Origin of the sequence: Dyella marensis, assembly GCF_049532885.1 — a bacterium.
GTDB lineage: Bacteria > Pseudomonadota > Gammaproteobacteria > Xanthomonadales > Rhodanobacteraceae > Dyella_D > Dyella_D marensis.
Genome location: NZ_CP064029.1, coordinates 1,345,854 through 1,368,719, shown reverse-complemented (window position 1 = coordinate 1,368,719; position 22,866 = coordinate 1,345,854). Strand labels below are relative to the sequence as shown.

Below are 22,866 nucleotides of genomic sequence, written 5' to 3'. Positions count from 1 at the left end.
GCGCCGCGCTTACTCGAACGCCCCGACGAAGGAATCCGGCGCGTAGTTCATGAACTTGGTGTAGTGGCCCAGGAAGGTCAGCTTCACCGTGTCGGTGGGGCCGTTACGCTGCTTGCCGATGATGATCTCGGCCAGGCCTTTATCCGGCGATTCCTTGTTGTAGTAGTCGTCGCGGTAAATGAACATGATCACGTCCGCGTCCTGCTCGATAGCGCCGGATTCGCGCAGGTCCGACATCATCGGACGCTTGTCGGCGCGCTGTTCCAGCGAGCGGTTGAGCTGCGACAGCGCGATCACCGGACAGTTGAGCTCCTTGGCCAGGCCCTTCAGCGAGCGCGAGATCTCGGAGATCTCGGTGGCGCGGTTTTCCTTGTTGCCGGGCACCTGCATCAGCTGCAGGTAGTCGATCACGATCAGGCCCAGGCCGCCGTGTTCGCGGTGCAGGCGGCGCGAGCGCGAGCGCATTTCCACCGGCGAGAGGCCGGGCGTGTCGTCGATGAAGATCTTGGCTTCGGACAGCAGCGCGATCGCATTGGTGACGCGCGGCCAGTCCTCTTCGGCCAGGTCGCCGTTGCGCAGGTGCTGCGCATGGATGCGGCCGACCGAGGAAATCATGCGGAAGGCCAGCTGCGAGGCCGACATTTCCATCGAGAAGATCGCCACGGCCTTCTTGGCGCCCAGCGCGGCAGCCTCGGCGATGTTCACCGAGAACGCGGTCTTGCCCATCGAGGGGCGCGCCGCGACGATGATCAGGTCCGACGGCTGCAGGCCGGAGGTGAGTTCGTCCAGGTCGGTGAAGCCGGTGGAAATGCCGGTGAGCTGCCCGCGGTTTTCGTAGCGCTCGGACAGGATGCGGAAGGCGTCTTTCACCGCCTCGCGCATCGACACGGTGTCCTTCTTGCCGCGTGCGCCGGACTCGGCGATCTTGAACACGCGCTGCTCGGCGCTTTCCAGCACCTCCTGCACGCTGCGGCCTTCGGGCTGGTAGCCGTCCTCGGTGGTTTCGGTGCCGGCGTCGATCAGCTGCCGCAGGATCGACTTCTCGCGCACGATGTCGGCATAGGCGCCGATATTGGCCGCGCTCGGCGTGGCATTGGCCAGTTCCACCAGATACGTGGCGCCGCCGACCAGCTCGGCCAGGCCGTTGGCCTCGAACCAGTCGCCCAGGGTCACTGCGTCGCAGGGCATGCCCTTGTTGGCCAGCTCGGTGATGGCGCGCCAGATCAGGCGGTGGTCCTTGCGGTAGAAATCGCGCTCGCCGAGGCGGTCGGCCACCTTGTCCAGCGAATCGGGCGACAGCATCAGGCCGCCCAGCACGGCCTGCTCGGCGTCGATGGAATGCGGCGGCACGCGCAGCGCCTCGATGGCGGAGTTGCCGTGCTTGCGATCGGGGGCAAAGGACATCGAGTCTCCTCGCGAGTTGCCGGGCGAGTCCGACCAACGCGGATCGTCGCCATCAGAGGATACGCGGCGTTTTCTCATGCGACGAGACCATAACTCTGTGGATAACTTGTGGGAAAGCTGGGAATAGAGAATGGGGAATAGGGAATCGGACCACCAAGGCGACGCAGCCTCGATGATCTGTTCCCCATTCCCTATTCCCGCCCCAAGAAAAAGGGCGCCGCAAGGCGCCCTTTTTCTTGGGGCTCAGGGGACCGGCTTACTTCTCGCCGATCACCGTCACCTTGACGGTCGACTGCACGTCGGCGTGCAGCGCGACGACCACTTCGAACTCACCGGTGGTGCGGATCGGGCCTTCGCCCTGGATCACTTCGTTCTTGTGGACGTCGTGGCCGGCGGCCTGCAGGGCGTCGGCGATCTCGCGCGGACCGACCGAGCCGTACAGCTTGCCTTCCGGGCTGGCGTTGACGGTGATGGTCACCGCCACGTCGGCCAGCTTGGCCTGGCGCGCGGTGGCGTCGGACAGCTGCTTGTTGGCCTTCGCTTCGTACTCGGCGCGGCGCTTCTCGAAGCTTTCGAGGTTGGCGGCGGTGGCCGGCGCGGCCTTGCCCTGCGGCAGCAGGTAGTTACGGCCGTAGCCCGGCTTCACCTTGACCTTGTCGCCCAGGTTGCCGAGGCCGCGGACTTTCTCGAGGAGGATCAGATCCATGGTTTATTCCTTTTCGTTAGCGCCGGAGAGTGGCCCGGCGCAGCCGTGGACGGGTGTCCGAAATGTCTGGGAATAGAGAATGGAGAGTCGGGAATCGGAGAGCGGCGCCGCGAACCGGCGAACCTGTTCTCTATTCCCTACTCCCTATTCTCCGCCACGCTCAGACGTCGTGGTTGTCGGTGTACGGCAGCAGCGCCAGGAAGCGCGCGCGCTTGACCGCGGTGGCCAGCTGGCGCTGGTAGCGCGCCTTGGTGCCGGTGATGCGGCTCGGCACGATCTTGCCGTTCTCGGTGATGTACTGGCGCAGCGTGTTGAGATCCTTGTAGTCGATCTCCTTCACGTTTTCGGCCGTGAAGCGGCAGAACTTGCGGCGGCGGAAGAACTTGGACATGGCTGTGCTCCTGATCAGTCGTCGCTGTCGCGATCGTTGTCGTTGCGGCTGCTGCGACGGTCGTCGCTGCCTTCACCGTCGCTGTCGTCGTCGCGGCGGCGCGAGGACTTGGCGTCATCCTTTTCCTTGGACTTCAGGATGAAGGACGGCTCGGTGTCGGCGGCGTCGCGCTTGATCACCAGGTGGCGCAGCACGGCGTCGTTGAAGCGGAAGCCCGACTCCAGCTCGTTCAGCGCGTTCTGGCCGACTTCGATGTTGAGCATGACGTAGTGAGCCTTGGCCAGGTTCACGATCGGGTAGGCCAGCTGGCGGCGGCCCCAGTCTTCCAGGCGGTGGATCTTGCCGCCGTCGGTCTCGATCAGCGCCTTGTAGCGCTCGATCATGGCCGGGACCTGCTCGCTCTGGTCAGGGTGGACCAGGAACACAACTTCGTAATGACGGAGAGTCGTCATTGGTAGGTAACTCCTTGCGGATGCGGCCCTTTCGGGGCCTGGCAGCCTCCCGCCGGATGCGGTGAGGCAAGGGCCTGCCCGGACCTTTTTCGCCTGGGCAGAAGCGGAATTGTAAACAACTGCGGGGATTTACCGCAAGCAGGGCGACTGGAGTGTATGAAAGCCCCCAGATGAGAGCCTTCCTCCCGCCGGGAAAAGGTGGCGGCAGCCGGATGAGGGTACGGGCGGAGCGGTGCACATCACTCTTGCGCTCCGGCCGTACCCTCACCCCAACCCCTCTCCCAGAGGGAGAGGGGCTCTAAATTCAGGAGACGGTGAAACTCTCGCCGCAGCCGCACTCGCCGGTGGCGTTGGGGTTGTGGAACACGAAGGCCGCGTTGAGGCCCTGGCGCTGGAAGTCGATCACGGTGCCGTCCACCAGGGGCAGGCTCTTGGCATCGACGATCAGGCGCACGCCGTCCACGTCCAGCGCCTGATCCTCGGCGGAGACGCTGGCGGCCAGGTCCACCACGTAGGCGAAGCCCGAGCAGCCGGTGCGCTTGACGCCGAAGCGGATGCCGGCGGCACCCGGCGTGGTGGCCAGGAAGTGGCGCATGCGTTCGCTGGCGGCGGGGGTGATGCTGATGCTCATGGCGGGAACTGATGGCACGAAATGGGGATCGGAACGTCGCGGTCCGGACGAAGCCTACATTATGATGCAGGTTTGCCCCCGGCGCTGCGATGCGGCGGGGCATCCAGGCCCGGTCCTACAACGATTACATGTGCCAGATGCGGCACCCCAGCAGGAGTTTCAATCCATGACGGTGGTCAGTGTCAAACAGGCCCTCTCCGGCAAGCTCGAGGCCGGCAGCAAGGTGACGGTCCGGGGCTGGGTGCGTACCCGGCGCGATTCCAAGGCCGGCCTGTCCTTCGTCAATATCACCGACGGCTCCTGCTTCGCCCCGATCCAGGCCGTGGTGCCGGCCACCCTGGCCAACTACGAAACCGAGGTGAAGCACCTCACCGCCGGCGCCGGCCTGATCGCCAGCGGCACCCTGGTGCCCTCGCAGGGCCAGGGCCAGAGCTTCGAGCTGCAGGCGGACCGGATCGAGGTCACCGGCTTCGTCGACGACCCCGAAACCTATCCGATCCAGCCCAAGCAGCACTCCATGGAGTTCCTGCGCGAGGTCGCCCACCTGCGTCCGCGCACCAACCTGTTCGGCGCGGTCACCCGCGTGCGCCACACGATGATGACGGCGATCCACCGCCACCTCACCGAGCAGGGCTTCTTCTGGATCAACACGCCGATCATCACCACCTCCGATGCCGAAGGCGCCGGCGACATGTTCCGCCTGTCCACCCTGGACCTGGCCAACCTGCCGCGCACGCCCGACGGCAAGATCGATTTCCGCAAGGACTTCTTCGGGCGCGAGGCCTTCCTCACCGTGTCCGGCCAGCTCAACGTCGAGGCGTACGCGCTGGCGATGAGCAAGGTCTACACCTTCGGGCCCACCTTCCGCGCCGAGAACTCCAACACGCCGCGCCACCTGGCCGAGTTCTGGATGGTCGAGCCGGAGATCGCCTTCGCCGACCTCGCCGCCGACGCCGACTGCGCCGAGGCCTTCCTCAAGGCCATCTTCAAGGCCGTGCTGGACGAGCGCGCGGACGACATGGCGTTCTTCGCCGAGCGCGTGCTGCCGGAAGCGGTCACGCGCCTGGAGAACTTCATCGCCCAGCCGTTCGAGCGCATCGACTACACCGACGCGGTGGAGATCCTGAAGAACTGCGGCCAGAAGTTCGAATTCCCGGTGGCCTGGGGCATCGACCTGCAGACCGAGCACGAGCGCTACCTCGCCGAGAAGCACGTCGGCCGCCCGGTGGTGGTGATGAACTACCCGGAACAGATCAAGGCCTTCTACATGCGCCTCAACGACGACGAGAAAACCGTCGCCGCAATGGACGTGCTGGCCCCCGGCATCGGCGAGATCATCGGCGGCAGCCAGCGCGAGGAGCGCCTGGACTACCTCGACCGCCGCATGGCCAAGTTCGGTCTCGATGCCGCCACCTACGGCTGGTACCGCGACCTGCGCCGCTACGGCAGCGTGCCGCATGCGGGCTTCGGGCTGGGCTTCGAGCGCCTGCTGGTTTACGTTTGCGGTCTTGCCAACATCCGCGACGCCATCCCCTACCCGCGCGCCGCGGGCACCGCCGAGTTCTGATCTCGAAGATGCGCTCCAGCCGACTGCTTCTCGCTCCGTTGCTTGCCCTGGGCCTGCTGGCCCTCGGCGCCTGCCACCAGGTCAAGAAGCTGGTGCCGCCGAACTTCCGGCCGCCGGAAGACAGCAGCACCGCGCTTGAGCAGGCCAAAGCCACGCTGCAGCAGGCCACGCCCTGCTGCAGCAGCTACGCCGACTTCTCGTTCCAGACCCTGCTGCCGTGGGAACCCAAGCGCTTCGAGCTGGGCCCGGGCAGCCTGGTCGCCAGCATCAACGGCGAGCGCAGCTACTTCATCAGCTTCCGCCTGCCGCCGGACAGCAAGCTGCCGTACCGCATCGCGATCAAGTCCGAATTGAACGGCCGCTGGCTGCGCGCCAGCTATCTGTTCGGCCCCACCGTCACCCTGCTCGACGAAGCCTTCCAGCCGATCAGCAGTGAAGACGTCACGCTGTGCGAGCACATGGGCTGGACCAGCGAGACCACCGGCGCGTTCGGCAGCGTCAAGGTCACCAGCAAGCAGGCGCGTTACCTGGTGCTGTACAGCTCGGCCAAGCAGCAGGCCGGAAGCACGTATTGGGAGCAGTCGCCGGCGGCGTTCTCCGCCGAGGCGCCGGTGAAGATGGCCGCCGCGGGCAGCTTCACCATTCCGCATGGGCCGGACGGCTCGGTGTGGGTCGGCCTGATGAACAGCACGTTCGCCGATGCGGTGGACAGCGCCATCTGCGGCAAGGCGGCGAAGGGCGACGGCGTGCTCAACACGCTGCGCACCGCGCTGCCGGTGCCGCTGTGGCCAGGCGCGGATGCCGCAGCCAAGCCCGGCACGATCAATACGCCGGCGGCCGACACCCCGGCCAAGTCCGACGACACCGCCAAGCCGCACTGATCGTCCGCGCCGACGCTTACGCATACCCCGGAATCACCCGCATGCTCACGCTCTATCTCTCGCTTCTGCTCGCCGGCGTGGTGTTCTTCCTGCTGCATTTCTTCGCGCAGCTGCGCATCGCCAAGAGGCTGCGCGATCACCATCCGTCGCAGTGGAAGATCATCGCCGAGACGGAAACCGGCCGCGCCGGCCTGTTCGGCATCTGGATGCGGCTGCAGCTCGCGCTGCGTTCGCCGATCCTGCCCGCGCTGGAAGATGCCACCGTCACCCGCTGGCGACGGGTGTGGCGCTACGCTTCGTGGGGCGCATGGCTATGCTGGTTCGCCGCGCTGGCCCTGCAGTGGATGGCGCGCTGATTCGCCGATCGCCATCCGATCACCGCTGGCAACCGGGCCGGCTATAGGCCGATAACAGGGCCGATAACAGGAGAGCGTCGTCATGCAGCTGGATCTGAGCGGGCGCCACGCCCTGGTGTGCGGAGCCTCGCAAGGCATCGGCCGCGCCGCCGCCGTCGAACTGGCCGCCCTCGGCGCCAATGTCACCCTGCTGGCGCGTTCCGCCGAAGCGCTCAAGGCGCTGGCCGCCGAACTTCCGCGCACGCATGCCGCGCAACTGCACCGCTGGCAGGCGGCCGACATGCTCGATACCGCCAAGCTGCTTACCGCCGCCACCGACACCGTCGCGGCGGAACCCGTGCAGATCCTGATCAACAACACCGGCGGCCCGCCGGGTGGCACGGCATACACCGCCGAAGGCGCGGCGTTCGAGGCGGCGTTCCGCCAGCATCTGCTGGCCGGCCAGGCGCTGGTGCAGTCGGTGCTGCCGGGCATGCGCGACAGCGGCTACGGCCGCATCGTCAACGTGATTTCCACCTCGGTGAAAGAACCGATCCCGGGCCTGGGCGTGTCCAACACCATCCGCGCCGCCGTCGCCGCCTGGGCCAAGACCCTGGCCGGCGAACTGGCCGCCGACGGCATCACCGTCAACAACGTGCTGCCGGGCTATACCCGCACCGCGCGCCTGGACGGCCTGCTGGATACGCAGGTCGCCAGCAGCGGCCGCAGCCGCGAGGAACTGGAGCGCGGCATGCTGGCCACGGTGCCGGCGCGCCGCTTCGGCGAGCCGGAGGAAATCGCCTCGGTCATCGCCTTCCTGTGCACGCCCGCGGCGGCTTACGTCAACGGCGTGAGCATCGCGGTCGACGGCGGCCGCACGCGCGCGTTGGCCTGAAGAGCGGGGAACGGGTAACAGGGAACGGGGAAATGAAGAGCCCGGTTCTCGCATTGCTCGCACGTTCCCCGTTCCCTGTTCCCCGCTCCACCCCAAGCCATACCCCAGCGTCCGGTGCATTGAGGAGCCTCAAGGATTAAGCTTCCCAGGATGCCCAGCCTGCGCCTCGCCAACCTGATCGACGGTCGCCTGCAGGCGCCGCGCCAGGATCGCTGGCTCGATGTGTTCGAGCCGGCCAGCGGCGAGGTTTTCGCGCATTGCCCCGATTCCAGCGCCGACGATGTCGAGGCCGCGGTTGCCGCCGCGCACGCCGCCGCACCCGCCTGGGCCGCCACGCCGAGCGAACAGCGCGCCCGCCTGCTGCAGCGCCTGGCGGATCTGGTCGAAGCACGCCTGGACGCATTCGCCGCGCTGGAATCGCGCGACAGCGGCAAGCCGCTGAGCCTGGCGCGCAGCCTCGACATCCCGCGCGCGGTCAGCAACCTGCGCTACTTCGCCGCGGCGATCGTGCCGTGGAGCAGCGAGTCGCACGCGATGGAGCTGGGCGCGATCAACTACACGCTGCGCCAGCCGCTCGGCGTGGTGGGCTGCATCAGCCCGTGGAACCTGCCGCTGTACCTGTTCACCTGGAAGATCGCGCCCGCGCTGGCCGCCGGCAATGCGGTGGTGGCCAAGCCGTCGGAGATCACGCCCTGCACCGCCGCCCTGCTCGGCGAGCTGAGCATCGAAGCCGGCTTTCCGCCGGGCGTGCTGAACATCGTGCAGGGCCGCGGCCCCAGCGTGGGGCAGGCGCTGGTCGAGCATGCGCAGGTGAAGGCGATTTCCTTCACCGGCAGCACGCGCACCGGCGCGCAGATCGCCGCCGCGGCCGCGCCGCGCTTCAAGAAGCTGTCGCTGGAACTGGGCGGCAAGAATCCGGCGATCGTGTTCGCCGATGCGGACTTGAGCGAGGCCAACCTCGACACCATCGTGCGCTCCGGTTTCGCCAACCAGGGCGAGATCTGCCTGTGCGGTTCGCGCCTGCTGGTGCAGCGTTCGATCTACGACGATTTCCGCGCACGCTATCTGGCCAAGGTGCGCGCGCTGCGCGTCGGCGATCCGCGCGACGCATCCAGCGATCTTGGCGCGCTGGTCTCGCGCGAGCATTTCGAGAAAGTCATGGGCTGCATCGAGCAGGCGCGCGCGGAGGGCGGCCAGGTGCTGTGCGGCGGCGAGTCGCTCGCCCTGCCCGGCCCGCTCGCCGGCGGCTGGTACGTGGCGCCCACGGTCGTCGAAGGCCTGGCGCCGGAAGCGGCCACCAACCAGCACGAGATCTTCGGCCCCGTGGTCAGCCTGATCCCGTTCGACGACGAAGACGAGGCGCTGGCGATCGCCAACGGCACCGGCTACGGCCTGGCCGCCTCGCTGTGGACCGCCGACCTCTCGCGCGCGCACCGCTTCGGTGCGCGGCTGGACGTCGGCATCGTCTGGATCAACTGCTGGCTGCTGCGCGACCTGCGCACGCCATTCGGCGGCACCCGGCAATCCGGGGTCGGCCGCGAAGGCGGCGTCGAGGCGCTGCGTTTCTTTACCGAACCCAAGAACATCTGCATCCGCTACTGAAGAGGCCTCGCCTTGAACAGCCCCCTGCAAGACCTGCTCGACAGCAACCGCCGCTGGTCCGCCGCCGTACGCGGCGAGGACCCGCACTTCTTCGAACGCCTCGCCCAGCAGCAGGCGCCGAAGTACCTGTGGATCGGCTGCTCCGATTCGCGCGTGCCGGCCACGCAGATCGTCGACCTGCCGCCGGGCGACATCTTCGTGCAGCGCAACGTCGCCAACGTGGTGTCGCATACCGACCTCAACTGCCTGAGCACGATCCAGTTCGCGGTGGACGTGCTGAAGGTCGAACACATCCTGGTGGTCGGCCACTACGGCTGCGGCGGCGTGCAGGCGGTGCTGGACGACCGCCGCCTGGGCCTGGTCGACAACTGGCTGCGCCACGTGGCCGACGTCGCGCAGAAGCACACCGGCATGCTCGCCTCGCTGGACCTGATGCAGCTGCGCAATACGCGCCTGTGTGAACTCAACGCGATCGAGCAGGTGGTCAACGTCTGCCACACCACCATGGTGATGGACGCGTGGGAGCGCGGGCAGAAGCTGTCCGTGCACGCCTGGTGCTACAGCCTGTTCGACGGGCACATCAACGACCTCGGTCTACACGTGAGTTCGCGCGAGCAGTTGTATCCGGCCTACCAGGATGCGCTGCGGCGCCTGACCACCGGCCCGGCCCTGCCGCGATGAACGACGGCGTCGTCCGCACCGACCGCGCGCCCGCCCCGGTGGGCGCGTATCCGCACGCGCGGCGCGTGGGCAACCTGCTGTTTCTCTCCGGCGTGGGTCCGCGCATGCCGGGCAGCAACGGCATTCCCGGCAATGTCACCGATGCCGACGGACGCCTGCTCAGCTACGACATCGAGGCGCAGTGCCGGCAGGTGTTCGCCAACGTGCGCCACGTGCTGGAAGCCAGCGGCGCGCGCTGGGAAGACCTGGTCGACGTCACCGTCTTCCTCACCGACATGGCGCGCGACTTTCCGATCTACAACCGCCTCTACGCGGAATACTTCGCCGGCGTCGACGCCTGCCGCACCACGGTGGGCATCACCGACCTGCCGACGCCGATCGCGATCGAGCTGAAGTGCATCGCGGCGTTGTCGGCGGATAGCTGACAGCAGGCGAGGCGCCACATCCTCGTCATTCCGGCGCAGGCCGGAATCCAGTAGCGAGGCGCTCCGCTGAAGATGCGGGCGTTGGAAGGCCTTGCGCTTGAGTCGTTCGCGACCACCGGACAATAACGCCACTGGATTCCGGCCTGCGCCGGAATGACGAGCAACGCTCAGGGCGTGGTGGTGGTGGCCGGCATGGCGCTCTTCTTGGAGCTCTTGGAGCCCTTCGCGGCCTTGTGGCCCTTGCTCTTGGAATGCTTGGCGTGATGCGTCGCCGACTTGGTCGTGCCCGTCTGCGGCGCGGCCGCGCCATCCTGGGCGAACGCCGATCCGGTAAGAGCCATACCCGCGATCAGCAGAGAAACGATGGCCAGTTTGCGCATGGGGAAAACCTCGAAAGCTTTTTAAGTCGCCGCGGGCCCGGCCGGAACCCGGCGTCGCGGGTGGCGCGGCGGGTTTACCTTGGCACGTTCCGCGCCGCGCTGGAACCGGAAAATCAGCGCGCGCCGTGCATGCAAAGACCGCGCGCTTATTGACTTTCCGCTGGCGCGTTACCGGTCGAAATTCCTTGCGCTTACGCCACGCACAGGCGCAGCAGCGAGAGGATCAGCGGCTGCAGCCGCGCGGCCTTCGCCTCGTCGTAGGCGAAGCTTTCCTCGTCCATGTAATTGAGCTGGGCCAGCTCCAGCTGCACGGTCTGCACGCCCTGCTCCGGCCGCGCGTAGTGCCGCGTGATGTAGCCGCCCTTGAAGCGGCCGTTGACCACGCAGGCGTAGTCGGACTGCGCCTTCAGGCAGGCCGCCAGCTGCGCCTGCAGCGCGGGCGTGCAGCTGGCGCCGTCGGCGGTGCCGAGATTGAGGTCGGGCAGCCGGCCTTCGAACAGCATCGGTACGCGGCTGCGGATCGAATGGCCTTCCCACACCACCACGCGGCCGTGCGCCGCCAGCAGCCGCGCAATTTCCTGCGCGAGCGCCTGGTGATACGGACGCCAATAATCGTTTACCCGCTGTTGAACTTCCGCCGCATCGGGCTCCTGTCCGTCCAGATACAGCGGCTCGCCGTCGAAGCCGATGGTGGAGACCAGGCCCGTCTCGCGCTGTCCCGGATACAGCGCATGCCCGTCGGCCGGGCGATTGAGGTCGACCACATAGCGCGACGCCTGCGGACGGATCACGCTCGCCCCGAGCAGTTCGGCCAGCGGCTGGTACAGGCGGCCGACGTGCCAGTCGGTGTCCGGCGCGCGGCGCGCATGCGGATGCAGGCGCGCCGCGATCGGCTCGGGAATGAAGCTGCCGTCGTGCGGCAGGCTGATCAGCAGCGGAGCGCTGCCTCGATGCAGGGTGTAGGTATCCATCGGCGCAGTGTACCGGCGGCACCGCCGTAGGTTGGAGTGAGCGGAGCGAACTCCAACAGACCGCGCATGGGGAATGCCACGTCGGGGTTCGCTGCGCTCACCCCAACCTACGACATCAGCACCAGCTCTTCGCCGGAGCTGGGATGGATCGCCACCGTGGCGTCGAGGTCGCGCTTGCACGCGCCCATCTTCACCGCCACCGCGAAGCCCTGCAGCATCTCGTCCGCGCCCGGCCCCAGCACGTGCACGCCGGCCACGCGCTCGTCCGCGCCGACGCAGACCAGTTTCATCAGGGTCTGCCCGTGCAGGCCGGCCAGCGACCACTGCATCGGCGTGAAGCGGCTGCGGTAGACGCGCACGCTGTCGCCGAACTTCGCGCGCGCCTGCGCCTCGGTCAGGCCGACCGCGCCCAGCGGCGGCTCGGAGAACACCACGCTGGGCACGTCGTCGTAGTCGAGCTTCGCCTCGTTCATGCCGCCGAACCAGCGGTCGGCCAGGCGCCGCGCCGCGGCCACCGCCACCGGCGTGAGCGCGAGGCGGCCGGTGACGTCGCCGAGCGCGGCGATGCCGGGCACGTTGGTGTTCTGCCAGGGGTCGGTGAGCACGTGGCCGAGGCCGTCGCAGCGCACGCCGGCGGCGTCGAGATCGAGCCGCTCGGTATTCGGCACGCGGCCCAGCGCCCACAGCACGGCGTCGTAAGGACCGCATTCGCCGCAGCTGGCGTCGTCCAGCACGATCGCGTCGCCGTCGCGGCGCGCACCGGCGATGCGCGCGCCATCGGCGAAGGTGATGCCCTGGGTGCGCATGTGCTCTTCCAGCGAAGCGACCACCTCGCCGTCGAAGCTGCGCAGCATGCGATCGCGCACGTGCAAGGTCACCTCGCTGCCCAGCGCGCGCAGCAGGCCGGCGAATTCCACCGCGATATAGCCGCCGCCGACGACAGCCATGCGCCGCGGCAGTTCGCGCAGCGCGAACATGTCGTCGGACACCAGCCCCAGCTCGAAGCCCGGCAGCGGCGGGCGCTGCGCGCGCGCGCCGGTGGCGATCACGATCTGCGGCGCGCGCAGCTCGGCGCCGCTGTCGGTGGCGATGGTGTCCGGCGCCACGAAGCGACCGGCTTCACGCAACCAGTGCACGCCGGCGGCGGCGAGGCGCTCTTCGTAGCGCAGCTTGATGCCGTCGATATAAGCCAGCCGCCGCTGCCGGAAATGTTCCCAGTCGAACCGGCCCGGCCCGCCTTCGAAACCGTAGGGCCCCGCGAGTTGCATCGCATGCGCGAGCTGGGCGGCGAACCACAGGGATTTTTTCGGCACGCAGCCGACATTGACGCAGGTGCCGCCCAGCGCGCCGGGATCCAGCAGCGCCACGCGCGCGCCGTGCCGTGCCGAGCGGAAGGCCATGGCCAGTCCGCCGGAGCCGGCGCCGAGCACGATCAGGTCGTAGGTGTCGGCCATGCGTCGAGGTTCCTCGCCATCAAGCTGCGGTACGAAACGGGGCAAGCTAACGGCCGCTGCTGTAAGTCCACGTCAAGGACTCACAGGCCGAAGCGTGCCGGGGCATACGGCGCCGGATCGATCGCCGGCGCGCCGCGCCCGGCCAGCGCGGCGACCAGTTCGCCGGTGGCCGCCGACATGCTCACGCCGAGCATGCCGTGCGCGGTGGCCAGCAACAGGTTCGACCAGCGCGTGCTCGGGCCGATCAGCGGCACCTCGTCCATGCTCATCGGCCGCCAGCCCCACCACTCTTCCACCACCTCCGGGCCTTCCGGCTCGCGCAGCGCGGCGGCCGCGCCGCGGCGCAGCGCATCCAGGCGCGTGCGGTTCAGGCCTTCGGCATAGCCGGAGAATTCCATGGTGCTGCCCAGGCGATAGCCGCTGCCCCAGGTGGTGACGCACACCGCCGCCTCGCGCAGCACCAGCGCATGGCGCGGCGCCCGTTCCGGACGGGTGTAGGTGATCGAATAGCCCTTGCCCGGCTGCATCGGCAGGCGCAGGTCCAGCAGCTTGCCCAGCAGCGGCGACCAGGCGCCCAGCGCCATCACCACCTGCTCGCCATGGAACACGCCGCGGGTGGTGCGCACGTGCGAGATGCGGCCGCCCTGCAGGCCGAACTGGTCGATGCGCGCGCCGCTCTCGATCACGCCGCCGAGCTCGCGCACGCGGCGCGCCAGTTCCGCCGCGTAGCGGTTGGGCCGCAGCTGCGCATCGCCCGGATGGAACAGGCCGCCCGCCACGCCGGGCAGCAGGGCCGGTTCCAGGGCTTCCACCGCGTCGCCGCGCAGGCGTTCCACCTCGATGCCAAGGCGGTCCAGCACCTGGGCGTGATGGCGCTCATCGGCCTCCATCTGCGCGCGGCCGCGGTAGACATAGAGCTCGCCGCCGGGCACGAATTCGCAGTCCAGCGCCTCGTCGCGCACCAGCGCTTCGAGCAGCCCGCGCGAGCGCTGCAGGATCGCCGAGCGGGCCCGCGTGGCGCGTTCGAAATCGCGCCAGTTGCAGCGCCGCGCGAAGCCCAGCAGCCAGCGCAGCCGCTCCGGGTCGGGCCGGGGGTTGAGATAGAGCGGCGCGTCGGCGCGGAACATCGAGCGCAGCGCCACCCCGACCATGCCCGGCATCGCCAGGGGCGCCGCGTGGCTGGGCGTAATGGTGCCGCAGTTGCCGTGCGAACTGCCGCAGCCGGGCGTCCCCTGCTCCAGCACGCGGACCGAGGCGCCGGCCCGCAACAGGTAATAGGCACTGGCGAGGCCGATCACGCCGCCGCCGAGGATCAGAACATCACTGCGCGAAGCATCCATACGGGCTATTGTAGCGGCGCGAGGCTGCTCCCCCGCCGGCCTCGTATCCGGGGGTAGGCATGGACATGCAGCTGGGCGTGGCGCGCCGGTACCTGCGGCTGGGCCTCGCCATGGGATTGGGCTTATGCAGTGCCGGCCTCGCCGCGGCCGCCGGCCACCCGGCGCAGGCGCGCGACCTGTACGCCGAGCTGCAGCCGCTGAAGTCCGACCTGCAGCGCTACCAGCACCTGGCCGACGCCATCCCGCGCCTGGAACACGACGACCGCATCATGCCGCTGCAGCTGCTGGCCGCGGTCGAGGACGAGCTGGGGCTGTACGACGAAGCGATCCGCGACTTCCCGTTCGACAACCGGGTGAGCTACGAAGGCGAGCTGCCGCAGCCGGAGCAATGGCGCGCGGACGATGCCGCCGAGGTCATCGCGAAGCTCGCCGCGGACCGGCGCATCGTGATGATCAACGAGGCCCACCACGACGGCCACACCCGCGTGCTCACCCTGGCCCTGCTGCCGCGCCTGCGCGCCGCGGGCTTCACTCATTTCGCCGCCGAGGCGCTGCACGACGGCGATCCCGAGCTGGCCAGGCGCGGTTACCCGATTCCCGCCAGCGGCAGCCAGTACCTGCACGAACCGCTGTACGGCGAGATCGTGCGGCAGGCGCTGAAGCTGGGCTTCGTGGTGGTGTCCTACGAGTCGGACGCCAACACCGCGGGCGAACGCGAAAGCGGCCAGGCGCGCCAGCTGTATCGCAAGGTATTCGCGGCCGACCCCAAGGCCAGGCTGTTCATCCATGCCGGCTACGCGCATATCGACAAGGCGCCCGGCAATCTCGGCGCCGGCGTGCAGCCGATGGCGATGCAGCTGAAGCAGCTGACCGGCCTCGATCCGCTCAGCATCGACCAGACCCGCTGGCGCGATATCGGCGTGAAGCTGGACAACGATCCGTATCGCCAGCTGCTCGCGCTCTACAAACCCGAGCGCGCGGTGGTGCTGGTGCGCCGCGACGACGGCAGCGCCTGGAGCGCCGACCGCACGCGCCACGACGTCGACGTGATCCTGCCGCCGCCCGGTCACCAGCGCCGGCCGCGCTGGCTCACCCTGGACGGCAAGCGCAGTTCGCGCCTGATCACCACCGACCTGTGCGCGGGGCATATCCCCTGCGTGGTGGAAGCGCGCCATGCGGACGAGAACGACGACGCGATCCCCGCCGACCGCTTCGCCTTCCTCGCCGCGGACGGGATGAGTTCGCTTTATCTGTATCCGGGCAAGTACGTGCTGCGCGCCGCGGATGCGCAGGGCCGCACGCTGGCGGAGCGCAGGCTGGAGGTCGCTCCCTGACAGGGTTTGTTGCAGTGCTTTTGCATTTTTCGTTTCGGTGCAACTAGCTTTCACGCATCAAGGGGGAACGGATTCATGCCATCGAGTCACCGGGTTTCGCGCATGGCCGCGGCCATCTGCTGTGCGTTCGGACTGCTGTACGGCGGCGCGGCGCGCGCCAGCGACATCGACCCTTCCACGCTCGCCTTGCTGCGCGAGCTCAAGCCGCTCACCGACGACCTGGCGCGCTACCGCTATCTGCTGGTGGCCATGCACAAGCTGCCGCTGAACCAGCGCCTGGTGGCCAAGCAGCTGCTGGCCACCACCGAAAGCGAGCTGGGCCTGTACAGCCAGGCGCTGCGCGATTTCCCCATCGACAGCCGCAAGGTCTACAGCGATCCGCTGCCCGCGATCGGCGACTGGCAGGCGGTGGATGCCGCCACGGCGATCACCCGCCTCGCCACGGGGCGCCGGCTGGTGCTGATCAACGAGGCGCACCACGACCCGCACACGCGCGAGCTCACCCTGGCCCTGCTGCCGCGCCTGAAGGCCGCCGGCTTCACCCACTTCGCGGTGGAGGCGCTGGGCGACGACGACACCGAACTGGCCAGGCGCGGCTATCCGCTGACGAACAGCGGCAGCGAATACCTGCACGAGCCGCTGTACGGCGAGCTGGTACGCCGCGCGCTGCAACTGGGCTTCGTGGTGGTGCCGTACGAATCGGACAACTCCTCCACCGCCGGGCGCGAAACCGGCCAGGCCAAGAACCTCTACAAGCGCGTGCTCGCCGACCATCCGCAGGCGCGCCTGTTCGTGCATGCCGGCTACGCGCATATCGACAAGGCCAAGGGCCGGCTGGGCTGGGCCGCGCCGATGGCGGCCGAGCTGGCGCGCTTGAGCGGCATCGAGCCGCTGTCGATCGACCAGACGCAGTTCCGCGAAGCCAATCCGCGCGTGCCGCATGCGGCTTATGACCAGCTGGTGGCGGCCTTCCATCCCACCGTGCCGATCGTGCTGGAGCGCAAGCCCGAAGCCGGCGCGACCGGCGCGGCGGCCTGGAGTTCGGATCCGACGCTGCACGACGTGTCGGTGATCCTGCCGCCCGACGGCAACGCCCCGAAGGACGCCAAGGCCGTGCCCGGCTGGTACACGCTGGACGGTGCGCTGATTCCCGCCAAGCCCCCGGGTGAAGACGAAAAGCGCCCCGACTGGCTGGGGCTGGGCGGGCAGCGGCTGCCGCTGGCCGTCGACGGCGGCCTGTGCAAGGAGAAATTCCCCTGCCTGGTGGAGGCGTTCTACGCGAAAGAACCCGACACGGCCGTGGCCGCGGACCGCTTCGCCTTCCTGGACGCCGACGCGCAGAGCGCGCTCTACCTGTTCCCCGGCGACTACCGGGTGCGCGTACGCGATGCGGACGGCAAGGTGCTGGAGGAGCGGGCCGTCACCGTCGCCAGAACGCCGGTGAAGTGAGCGGCGATCTCAATCGCTGTCGAGCCTCAGATCAATCCTCAAGACTTCCATCCAACTTATTGATTTGCTAGCCTCGCGCCGTCGCTCGCCAGGGAATTCCGATGCGCCAGGCCAACGCCGCCCCGACCACCTGCCCGCCGCTCGCGCTGCGGCATGCGGCGCTGGCCGTGGTGCTGCTGGCGCTGGCGGCCTGCTCCAGCGCGCCGCGCCGGCCGCAGCCCACCTATAAGGAATCGCGCTCCGCGCTGGCCAATCTGCCGGCGCGCGCGCCGGACGGCGCCGCGGGCACGGCCAACGACGTGCTGTTCCGCGCCATCGCCCTGGTCGGCACGCCGTACCGCTGGGGCGGCAATACGCCGGACGGCGGCTTCGACTGCAGCGGCCTGGTCGACTACATCTATCGCCAGGCGGCCGGCCTGCAGCTGCCGCGCACCTCGCGCGAGATGTCGGCCATGAGCGGCCACCGGGTCGGCACCATGACCGACCTGATGAGCGGCGACCTGGTGTTCTTCGGCAGCGGCAGCGGCATCAGCCACGTCGGCGTCTACGTCGGCAAGGGGCGCTTCGTGCATGCGCCCAACAGCGGCGGCACGGTGCGGCTGGACGATATCGACGGTCCGTACTGGAAGGACCATTTCGCCTTCGGCAAACGGCTGCTGGATTGAAGCGGGGAACGGGGAACAGGGAACTTATGGGGTGATACGAGGCTGAAGGCCGCGCTCTCCCTCATGCTCCCCGCTCCTCGCTCCTCGCTCCTCGCTCCCCGTTCCCCGTTCCCCGCTCCCCGCTCCCCCGTCCCGACTATCGCTCCGATTGAAAAATTCAATTGTACACAATTGAATTTTGCGCCTAAGGTTCGCCCCATGAAGACCGCCAAGCCCTCCACCAGCCCGGACATCCTGCTGCTCGACCAGCAGCTCTGCTTCGCGCTCTACGCCGCCTCGCGCGCCGTGACCGCGGCGTACCGCCCGCTGCTGGAGTCGCTGGACCTCACCTATCCGCAGTACCTGACCATGCTGGTGCTGTGGGAGCAGGACGGCGTGACGGTGCGCGAACTGGGCCGCCGCCTGCAGCTGGACTCCGGCACGCTCACCCCGCTGCTCAAGCGCCTGCAGCAGGCCGGCCTGGTCTCGCGCGAGCGCCGCAGCAGCGACGAGCGCGAAGTGGAAATCCGCCTGACCCCGGCCGGCCGCGAGCTGCGCGCGTCGGCCGAATCGGTCCCCGCCTGTCTGGCGGCCCGGCTCTGCATGGAGCCCGACGACATGCGCCGCCTGCGCGACGAGTTGCGAGAACTCGCCGCGCGGGTACTGAGCACCGACGCCTGACCTTACCCATCACCCACCCCGCACCACATCACACCCACCGAGGAAACGATCATGAGCAACGGCACTGTCAGCAAGATCCTCTACACCGCCACCGCCACCGCCCACGGCGGCCGCGAAGGCCACATCAAGAGCAGCGATGGCGTGCTCGATTTCGACCTGAAGGTGCCGAAGGAACTCGGCGGCCCGGGCGGCCACGGCAGCAACCCGGAACAGCTGTTCGCCGCCGGCTATGCGGCCTGCTTCGAAGGCGCGGTGCGCTATGTGGCGCGCGAGCAGAAGGTGGCGCTGAAGGATGCCTCGGTCACCGCCCAGGTCGGCATCGGCCCGCGCGAGCCGACCGGCTTCGGCATCGCCGTGAAGCTGGAAGTGAGCCTGCCGGGCATCGACCGCGAGGTGGCGCAGAAGCTGATCGATACCGCGCACAGCGACATCTGCCCCTACTCGCATGCCACCCGCGGCAATGTGGACGTGCAGATCACCCTGGCGGCCTGATCGCTCCACCGCCAGGCGAAAAAAAACGGCGCCCCAGGGCGCCGTTTTTCATGCCGTCGCGAACGAAGCGCTCAGTGCGCCTCGGCGCCCGGCGGATGCGCGTGGCCGTGCTGGATTTCTTCCTCGCTGCCATCGCGCACTTCGTTGACGGTGACGTCGAAGTGCAGCGTCTTGCCGGCCATCGGATGGTTGAGGTCCACGTCGACCGCGCTCATGCCCACCTTGTGCACCACCACCACGCGGTGGCCGCCCTGCTTCAGCGCCAGCACGGTGGTGTCGCCGGCCTTCAGCTTCTGGCCGTTCTGGAAGTACTTCTTGGGCACGCGCTGGATCTGGCCTTCCTGGCGCACGCCGTAGCCTTCCTCCGGCGCCACTTCCACCTGCAGCTGGGCGCCGGCCTCGTGGCCGTCGAGCGCCTTCTCCAGGCCGGGGATCAGCTGGCCATGGCCCAGCAGCACCCATAGCGGCTCGTTGCGATCGAGCGAGCTTTCCACTTTCTCGCCGTCCACCGTCAAGGTGTAGTGGAGCGAGATGACCTTGTCCTTGCCAGCCTTCATTGCCTGTCTCGTGATGTGCGAAAGGCGGGCATTCTAGCAGAGGCCTTGAGCCCCTCTCCCTTCGGGTCGCCGGAGGGAGAAGGGTCCGCTAGCTAGCGCTCTCCGAACCCCACGCCATGCTTTTCCGGCCCCAGCCACACCAGCAAAGCCAGGATCAGCGCAATCCCGGCGATCCACGCGCCCATGGCGAAGGCCAGGTCGCCGCCGCGCCACTCGGCGATCAGGTTCTGCGCATTGGCCGTATAAGCCGCCAGCAGATTGCCCAGCTGGTAAGCCACCCCGGGCAGGGTGCCGCGCACGGCGTCGGGCGACAGCTCGTTCAGATGGGTCGGCACCACGCCCCAGGCGCCCTGCACCATCACCTGGATCAGGAAGGCGCCGACCGACAGCCACAGCATCGAGCCGCCGTACATCCATAGCGGAATCACCGGAATGGCCAGCAATGCCGCGGTCATCATGGTGCGCCGCCGCCCGTAGCGTTCCGACAGGCCGCCGAAGAACAGGCCGCCGAACATGGCGCCGAGATTGAGCATGGCCACCAGCAGGAAGGCCGCGCCGGAGCCGGTCGGCAGGTGCAGCACCTCTTCCTCGAAGGTGTGGTACAGGTCCTGCGAGCCATGGCTGAACATGTTGAACGCGGCCATCAGCAGGGTGAGGTAGAAGGCCAGCTTCCAGTGGCCGCGCATCTGCTCGAACAGGCCGCGCCTGGCGCGCTCCCCGCGCCCCGCTTCCCACACCGGCGATTCCGGCACGCTGGCGCGGATGTACACCACCAGCAGCGCCGGCGCGGCGCCGACGATGAACAGTCCGCGCCAGCCGATGTGATCCACCAGCAGCCAGTTCACCAGCGCGCCGAGAAAGAAGCCGCACGGATACCCGCTCTGCAGCAGCCCCGAGACCAACCCGCGCGTACGCGCCGGAATGCTCTCCATCGCCAGCGACGCGCCCAGGCCCCATTCGCCGCCCATCGCCACGCCGAACAGAAAGCGCAGCGCCAGGAATACGGTGAGCGTAGGCGCGAACGCGGTTGCCAGTTCGAACAGCGAGAACAGCACCACGTCGATCATCAGCACCGGCCGCCGTCCGTAGCGGTCGGCCAGCCGTCCGAACAGGAAGGCGCCGAGCGGCCGCGCCGCCAGGGTGAGGAACAGGCCGTACAGCACCTGCGCCTTGTCGGCGTGGAATTCCTTGGAGACCGCCACGATCACGAAGGTCAGCAGGAAGTAGTCGAACGCATCCAGCGTCCAGCCCAGGAAACTCGCCAGCACGGTGTGGCGCTGCGTGGAATTCAGTTCGCGCAAGGGCTCGAACAGGCGCATGGAAGCTCCATCGATGGCGGCGAGTGGCGCCACAAGACACCAATGCGCTCCCCGGTGCAAGACCGCTCCCGCCCGGTACGGAACATTCACGCCATGCCAATGGAATCGCTGCAGGGCGGAGGCTAGTCTGCGGGACCCGGAATTTTTTGCGGACCGATGGATTCCCTCTCGCACCGAGACATCGCCGCCTGCTACGACAGCCGTTTCCAGCGCGGCTACGTGCGCGGCAAGCTCGCTTCCGATCCGGTCTATGCGGCCACCGCGCAGGCCATCGGCGGCAGTGCCCTGCCCCTGCTCGACATCGGCTGCGGCATCGGCCTGCTCGGCCTGTACCTGCATGCGCGCGGCATGCTGCCGCGCTACCTGGGCCTGGACCGCGACGAGCGCAAGATCGCCGAAGGCCGCGCCGCGGTACGCCGCGCGGGGCTGCAGAACGCGATCGAGCTGCGGACCTCGGACGCCGCTGCGCTGCCCGAACTGCGCGGCCACGTGGCGCTGCTGGACATGCTGCATTACCTGCCGCGCGAGGCGCAGGCCGCGCTGCTGCAGGCGGCGATCGGCCGGCTCGCTCTCGGCGGCGCGCTGGTCATCCGCAGCGTGCTGCGCGACCGCAGCTGGCGTTTCCACGCCACGCGGGCCGAGGAATTGTGGTTGCGCGTAAGCGGGCTGATCCGCGGTGGTGCCCAGCACTATCCCTCCTCAGAGGAGCTGCGCCAGCCGCTGGAAGCCGCCGGGCTGGCGGTTTCCGTGAGTCCCCTGTTCGGCTACACCCCGTTCAACAGCTACCTGCTGGTGGCCCGCCGGCCCGGTCAGGCAGCGGCGTAACAATTCGGTTATACTCGGCGGCGCGGCAACCGCCGCCCTCCCCTACTGAACACTGCAACGCGGTTCGCAAGACGCTCCGGGTTGCGCCTCTGGAGCATCCATACATGTCTTTCGAATCGCTGGGCCTCGCGCCCGCGTTGCTGCGTGCGCTTGCCGAACAAGGCTACGCCAACCCCACCCCCATCCAGGCCGGCGCCATTCCGGTGGTGCTGGAAGGCCACGACCTGCTTGCCGCCGCGCAGACCGGCACCGGCAAGACCGCCGCGTTCGCGCTGCCGCTGCTGCACAAGCTGTCCTCGGCCCGCCCGGCCACCACGCGCCGTCCGCATGCGCTGGTGCTCACCCCCACCCGCGAGCTGGCCGCCCAGGTCAACGACAACCTGCGCGACTACGGCCGCCACCTGCGGGTGAGCAGCACCACCATCTTCGGCGGCGTCAGCATGGGCCCGCAGATGCAGGCGCTGCGCCGCGGCGTCGACGTGGTGATTGCCACGCCGGGCCGCCTGATCGACCACATGCAGCAGCGCAGCGTCGACCTTTCCGGCATCGACACGCTGATCCTGGACGAAGCCGATCGCATGCTCGACATGGGCTTCCTGCCGGCGCTCAAGCGCATCCTCGCGGCGCTGCCCAGGCAGCGCCAGACCCTGCTGTTCTCGGCCACCTTCGCGCCGCCGATCAAGGCGCTGGCGATGCAGTTCATGCACGAGCCGCGCGAGGTGTCGGTGACGCCGCCCAATACCGTGGCCACCACGGTAAGCCACCACGTGCATCCGGTGGACGCCGCGCGCAAGCGCGACCTGCTGCTGCACGTGCTGGCCCAGGACAGCCGCCGCCAGACCCTGGTGTTCAGCCGCACCAAGCACGGCGCCGACAAGCTGGTGCGCTACCTGGAAGCCGCCGGCCTGCGCGCCGCCGCCATCCACGGCAACAAGAGCCAGAACGCGCGCACCCGCGCGCTCAGCGATTTCAAGACCGGCCGCATCACCGTGCTGGTGGCCACCGATATCGCCGCGCGCGGCATCGACATCGACCAGCTGCCGATCGTGATCAACTTCGACCTGCCGATGGTGGCCGAGGACTACGTGCACCGCATCGGCCGCACCGGCCGCGCGGGCGCCGACGGCCTGGCCGTGTCGCTGGTGAGCCACGACGAATCCGGCCTGCTGCGCGACATCCGCCGCCTGCTCAAGCAGGAAATCGCCATCACCGACGTGGCCGGCTTCGAACCCTCGCAGCCGCTGCGCCTGGATGCCGGCGCGCCGCGCCCGGTGCAGGGCCAGCGCCAGCCGCAGGGCCAGCGCCAGCAGCGTCCGTCGCGGCCGGCGCCGTCGCATCGTCCGCACGGACATGCGCAGCAAGGCAGCGCCGAGCGCGCCAGCGACGGCAACCACAAGCGCCGCCGCCGCCGTCGTCCCGCCGCAAAGGCCTGAGCAACGCGAAAGCACGG

At 68.6% G+C, this 22,866-nt stretch carries 25 protein-coding genes; 14 read left to right on the top strand and 11 right to left on the bottom strand.

The genetic code is table 11. The annotated features are described in order from the left end of the window. Nucleotides 1-9 precede the first annotated feature (9 nt). The 5 genes from ISN75_RS05955 to ISN75_RS05935 all read right to left on the bottom strand — a co-directional run bounded on the left by ISN75_RS05955 (nucleotide 10) and on the right by ISN75_RS05935 (nucleotide 3,584). Nucleotides 10-1,404 (bottom strand): replicative DNA helicase, encoded by a 1,395-nt coding sequence (locus ISN75_RS05955; RefSeq protein ID WP_167258048.1) that lies wholly within the window; start codon nucleotides 1,402-1,404, stop codon nucleotides 10-12. A 256-nt stretch (nucleotides 1,405-1,660) separates the two neighbouring features. Then, nucleotides 1,661-2,110, bottom strand: coding sequence for a 50S ribosomal protein L9 (rplI, locus tag ISN75_RS05950; RefSeq protein WP_167258046.1), 450 nt, complete (start codon nucleotides 2,108-2,110; stop codon nucleotides 1,661-1,663). A 160-nt stretch (nucleotides 2,111-2,270) separates the two neighbouring features. Continuing rightward, the gene (rpsR, locus tag ISN75_RS05945; protein ID WP_131150740.1) at nucleotides 2,271-2,501 is read right to left on the bottom strand and encodes a 30S ribosomal protein S18; all 231 of its coding nucleotides are present in this window, start codon (nucleotides 2,499-2,501) and stop codon (nucleotides 2,271-2,273) included. 14 nt (nucleotides 2,502-2,515) lie between these two features. Beyond that, the gene (gene rpsF / locus ISN75_RS05940) at nucleotides 2,516-2,953 is read right to left on the bottom strand and encodes a 30S ribosomal protein S6 (RefSeq protein ID WP_167258044.1); all 438 of its coding nucleotides are present in this window, start codon (nucleotides 2,951-2,953) and stop codon (nucleotides 2,516-2,518) included. A gap of 304 nt (nucleotides 2,954-3,257) precedes the next feature. Continuing rightward, nucleotides 3,258-3,584 (bottom strand): HesB/IscA family protein, encoded by a 327-nt coding sequence (locus ISN75_RS05935; RefSeq protein ID WP_168649431.1) that lies wholly within the window; start codon nucleotides 3,582-3,584, stop codon nucleotides 3,258-3,260. Between the two features lie 166 nt (nucleotides 3,585-3,750). Between ISN75_RS05935 and asnS the strand changes: the two genes are divergently transcribed. The 7 genes from asnS to ISN75_RS05900 all read left to right on the top strand — a co-directional run bounded on the left by asnS (nucleotide 3,751) and on the right by ISN75_RS05900 (nucleotide 9,970). Further along, nucleotides 3,751-5,151, top strand: a complete 1,401-nt coding sequence (asnS, locus tag ISN75_RS05930; protein ID WP_167258040.1) for an asparagine--tRNA ligase — start codon at nucleotides 3,751-3,753, stop codon at nucleotides 5,149-5,151. 8 nt (nucleotides 5,152-5,159) lie between these two features. Further along, complete coding sequence (locus tag ISN75_RS05925) at nucleotides 5,160-6,032, top strand: MalM family protein (protein ID WP_167258038.1); 873 nt, start codon at nucleotides 5,160-5,162, stop codon at nucleotides 6,030-6,032. Between the two features lie 41 nt (nucleotides 6,033-6,073). Next, on the top strand, nucleotides 6,074-6,388 hold the full coding sequence (locus ISN75_RS05920) for a hypothetical protein (protein WP_167258036.1): 315 nt from the start codon (nucleotides 6,074-6,076) through the stop codon (nucleotides 6,386-6,388). 82 nt (nucleotides 6,389-6,470) lie between these two features. Next, nucleotides 6,471-7,262: an SDR family oxidoreductase gene (locus ISN75_RS05915; protein WP_167258034.1), complete on the top strand. Its 792-nt coding sequence runs from the start codon at nucleotides 6,471-6,473 to the stop codon at nucleotides 7,260-7,262. Nucleotides 7,263-7,412: 150 nt separating this feature from the next. After that, the gene (locus tag ISN75_RS05910) at nucleotides 7,413-8,864 is read left to right on the top strand and encodes an aldehyde dehydrogenase (RefSeq protein ID WP_343821883.1); all 1,452 of its coding nucleotides are present in this window, start codon (nucleotides 7,413-7,415) and stop codon (nucleotides 8,862-8,864) included. Nucleotides 8,865-8,876: 12 nt separating this feature from the next. Further along, the gene (gene can, locus ISN75_RS05905; protein ID WP_167258030.1) at nucleotides 8,877-9,545 is read left to right on the top strand and encodes a carbonate dehydratase; all 669 of its coding nucleotides are present in this window, start codon (nucleotides 8,877-8,879) and stop codon (nucleotides 9,543-9,545) included. Next, complete coding sequence (locus tag ISN75_RS05900) at nucleotides 9,542-9,970, top strand: RidA family protein (protein ID WP_343821887.1); 429 nt, start codon at nucleotides 9,542-9,544, stop codon at nucleotides 9,968-9,970. Before can ends, ISN75_RS05900 begins: the two co-directional genes overlap by 4 nt. A 167-nt stretch (nucleotides 9,971-10,137) precedes the next feature. Here ISN75_RS05900 and ISN75_RS05895 read toward each other — a convergent pair whose 3' ends face one another. From ISN75_RS05895 to ISN75_RS05880, 4 genes are all read right to left on the bottom strand, one after another. After that, on the bottom strand, nucleotides 10,138-10,350 hold the full coding sequence (locus ISN75_RS05895; RefSeq protein WP_167258026.1) for a hypothetical protein: 213 nt from the start codon (nucleotides 10,348-10,350) through the stop codon (nucleotides 10,138-10,140). Between the two features lie 191 nt (nucleotides 10,351-10,541). Beyond that, complete coding sequence (gene hutG, locus ISN75_RS05890) at nucleotides 10,542-11,321, bottom strand: N-formylglutamate deformylase (protein ID WP_343821890.1); 780 nt, start codon at nucleotides 11,319-11,321, stop codon at nucleotides 10,542-10,544. A gap of 107 nt (nucleotides 11,322-11,428) precedes the next feature. Then, complete coding sequence (gene gorA, locus ISN75_RS05885; protein WP_343821893.1) at nucleotides 11,429-12,775, bottom strand: glutathione-disulfide reductase; 1,347 nt, start codon at nucleotides 12,773-12,775, stop codon at nucleotides 11,429-11,431. A gap of 80 nt (nucleotides 12,776-12,855) precedes the next feature. Then, nucleotides 12,856-14,115, bottom strand: a complete 1,260-nt coding sequence (locus ISN75_RS05880) for an NAD(P)/FAD-dependent oxidoreductase (RefSeq protein WP_167258020.1) — start codon at nucleotides 14,113-14,115, stop codon at nucleotides 12,856-12,858. A gap of 59 nt (nucleotides 14,116-14,174) precedes the next feature. On the opposite strand from ISN75_RS05880, the gene ISN75_RS05875 reads away from it, so the two are divergent. The 5 genes from ISN75_RS05875 (at nucleotide 14,175) to ISN75_RS05855 (ending at nucleotide 18,715) form a co-directional block, all read left to right on the top strand. Then, complete coding sequence (locus tag ISN75_RS05875) at nucleotides 14,175-15,449, top strand: hypothetical protein (RefSeq protein ID WP_343821896.1); 1,275 nt, start codon at nucleotides 14,175-14,177, stop codon at nucleotides 15,447-15,449. 75 nt (nucleotides 15,450-15,524) lie between these two features. Further along, complete coding sequence (locus tag ISN75_RS05870) at nucleotides 15,525-16,898, top strand: hypothetical protein (protein WP_343821899.1); 1,374 nt, start codon at nucleotides 15,525-15,527, stop codon at nucleotides 16,896-16,898. A 101-nt stretch (nucleotides 16,899-16,999) separates the two neighbouring features. Further along, nucleotides 17,000-17,563: a C40 family peptidase gene (locus ISN75_RS05865; RefSeq protein ID WP_343821902.1), complete on the top strand. Its 564-nt coding sequence runs from the start codon at nucleotides 17,000-17,002 to the stop codon at nucleotides 17,561-17,563. Between the two features lie 198 nt (nucleotides 17,564-17,761). Further along, nucleotides 17,762-18,223 (top strand): MarR family transcriptional regulator, encoded by a 462-nt coding sequence (locus tag ISN75_RS05860; RefSeq protein ID WP_343821905.1) that lies wholly within the window; start codon nucleotides 17,762-17,764, stop codon nucleotides 18,221-18,223. A gap of 51 nt (nucleotides 18,224-18,274) precedes the next feature. Further along, entirely contained in the window at nucleotides 18,275-18,715 is a 441-nt protein-coding gene (locus tag ISN75_RS05855; RefSeq protein ID WP_167258014.1) for an organic hydroperoxide resistance protein, read from the top strand. A 71-nt stretch (nucleotides 18,716-18,786) separates the two neighbouring features. Here the strand turns inward: ISN75_RS05855 and ISN75_RS05850 are convergent, their stop codons facing one another. Together ISN75_RS05850 and ISN75_RS05845 are read right to left on the bottom strand one after the other, a co-directional pair. Continuing rightward, nucleotides 18,787-19,272, bottom strand: coding sequence for an FKBP-type peptidyl-prolyl cis-trans isomerase (locus ISN75_RS05850; RefSeq protein WP_167258012.1), 486 nt, complete (start codon nucleotides 19,270-19,272; stop codon nucleotides 18,787-18,789). A gap of 92 nt (nucleotides 19,273-19,364) precedes the next feature. After that, nucleotides 19,365-20,591, bottom strand: coding sequence for an MFS transporter (locus ISN75_RS05845; protein WP_343821910.1), 1,227 nt, complete (start codon nucleotides 20,589-20,591; stop codon nucleotides 19,365-19,367). 156 nt (nucleotides 20,592-20,747) lie between these two features. On the opposite strand from ISN75_RS05845, the gene ISN75_RS05840 reads away from it, so the two are divergent. Together ISN75_RS05840 and ISN75_RS05835 are read left to right on the top strand one after the other, a co-directional pair. After that, nucleotides 20,748-21,416 (top strand): class I SAM-dependent methyltransferase, encoded by a 669-nt coding sequence (locus tag ISN75_RS05840; protein WP_343821912.1) that lies wholly within the window; start codon nucleotides 20,748-20,750, stop codon nucleotides 21,414-21,416. Between the two features lie 104 nt (nucleotides 21,417-21,520). Then, entirely contained in the window at nucleotides 21,521-22,849 is a 1,329-nt protein-coding gene (locus tag ISN75_RS05835; protein WP_343821915.1) for a DEAD/DEAH box helicase, read from the top strand. The last annotated feature ends 17 nt before the right edge of the window (nucleotides 22,850-22,866 follow it).

Coding starts and splice junctions, on each gene's coding strand:
- ISN75_RS05915 (WP_167258034.1), top strand. CDS start 6,471: ATGCAGCTGGATCTGAGCGGGCGCCACGCCCTGGTGTGCGGAGCCTCG.
- ISN75_RS05935 (WP_168649431.1), bottom strand. CDS start 3,584: ATGAGCATCAGCATCACCCCCGCCGCCAGCGAACGCATGCGCCACTTC.
- ISN75_RS05900 (WP_343821887.1), top strand. CDS start 9,542: ATGAACGACGGCGTCGTCCGCACCGACCGCGCGCCCGCCCCGGTGGGC.
- ISN75_RS05845 (WP_343821910.1), bottom strand. CDS start 20,591: ATGCGCCTGTTCGAGCCCTTGCGCGAACTGAATTCCACGCAGCGCCAC.
- ISN75_RS05835 (WP_343821915.1), top strand. CDS start 21,521: ATGTCTTTCGAATCGCTGGGCCTCGCGCCCGCGTTGCTGCGTGCGCTT.
- ISN75_RS05920 (WP_167258036.1), top strand. CDS start 6,074: ATGCTCACGCTCTATCTCTCGCTTCTGCTCGCCGGCGTGGTGTTCTTC.
- ISN75_RS05880 (WP_167258020.1), bottom strand. CDS start 14,115: ATGGATGCTTCGCGCAGTGATGTTCTGATCCTCGGCGGCGGCGTGATC.
- ISN75_RS05840 (WP_343821912.1), top strand. CDS start 20,748: ATGGATTCCCTCTCGCACCGAGACATCGCCGCCTGCTACGACAGCCGT.
- ISN75_RS05870 (WP_343821899.1), top strand. CDS start 15,525: ATGCCATCGAGTCACCGGGTTTCGCGCATGGCCGCGGCCATCTGCTGT.
- rpsF (WP_167258044.1), bottom strand. CDS start 2,953: ATGACGACTCTCCGTCATTACGAAGTTGTGTTCCTGGTCCACCCTGAC.
- ISN75_RS05875 (WP_343821896.1), top strand. CDS start 14,175: ATGGACATGCAGCTGGGCGTGGCGCGCCGGTACCTGCGGCTGGGCCTC.
- ISN75_RS05855 (WP_167258014.1), top strand. CDS start 18,275: ATGAGCAACGGCACTGTCAGCAAGATCCTCTACACCGCCACCGCCACC.
- ISN75_RS05895 (WP_167258026.1), bottom strand. CDS start 10,350: ATGCGCAAACTGGCCATCGTTTCTCTGCTGATCGCGGGTATGGCTCTT.
- ISN75_RS05910 (WP_343821883.1), top strand. CDS start 7,413: ATGCCCAGCCTGCGCCTCGCCAACCTGATCGACGGTCGCCTGCAGGCG.
- rpsR (WP_131150740.1), bottom strand. CDS start 2,501: ATGTCCAAGTTCTTCCGCCGCCGCAAGTTCTGCCGCTTCACGGCCGAA.
- ISN75_RS05925 (WP_167258038.1), top strand. CDS start 5,160: ATGCGCTCCAGCCGACTGCTTCTCGCTCCGTTGCTTGCCCTGGGCCTG.
- asnS (WP_167258040.1), top strand. CDS start 3,751: ATGACGGTGGTCAGTGTCAAACAGGCCCTCTCCGGCAAGCTCGAGGCC.
- ISN75_RS05860 (WP_343821905.1), top strand. CDS start 17,762: ATGAAGACCGCCAAGCCCTCCACCAGCCCGGACATCCTGCTGCTCGAC.
- ISN75_RS05955 (WP_167258048.1), bottom strand. CDS start 1,404: ATGTCCTTTGCCCCCGATCGCAAGCACGGCAACTCCGCCATCGAGGCG.
- hutG (WP_343821890.1), bottom strand. CDS start 11,321: ATGGATACCTACACCCTGCATCGAGGCAGCGCTCCGCTGCTGATCAGC.
- ISN75_RS05850 (WP_167258012.1), bottom strand. CDS start 19,272: ATGAAGGCTGGCAAGGACAAGGTCATCTCGCTCCACTACACCTTGACG.
- ISN75_RS05865 (WP_343821902.1), top strand. CDS start 17,000: ATGCGCCAGGCCAACGCCGCCCCGACCACCTGCCCGCCGCTCGCGCTG.
- gorA (WP_343821893.1), bottom strand. CDS start 12,775: ATGGCCGACACCTACGACCTGATCGTGCTCGGCGCCGGCTCCGGCGGA.
- rplI (WP_167258046.1), bottom strand. CDS start 2,110: ATGGATCTGATCCTCCTCGAGAAAGTCCGCGGCCTCGGCAACCTGGGC.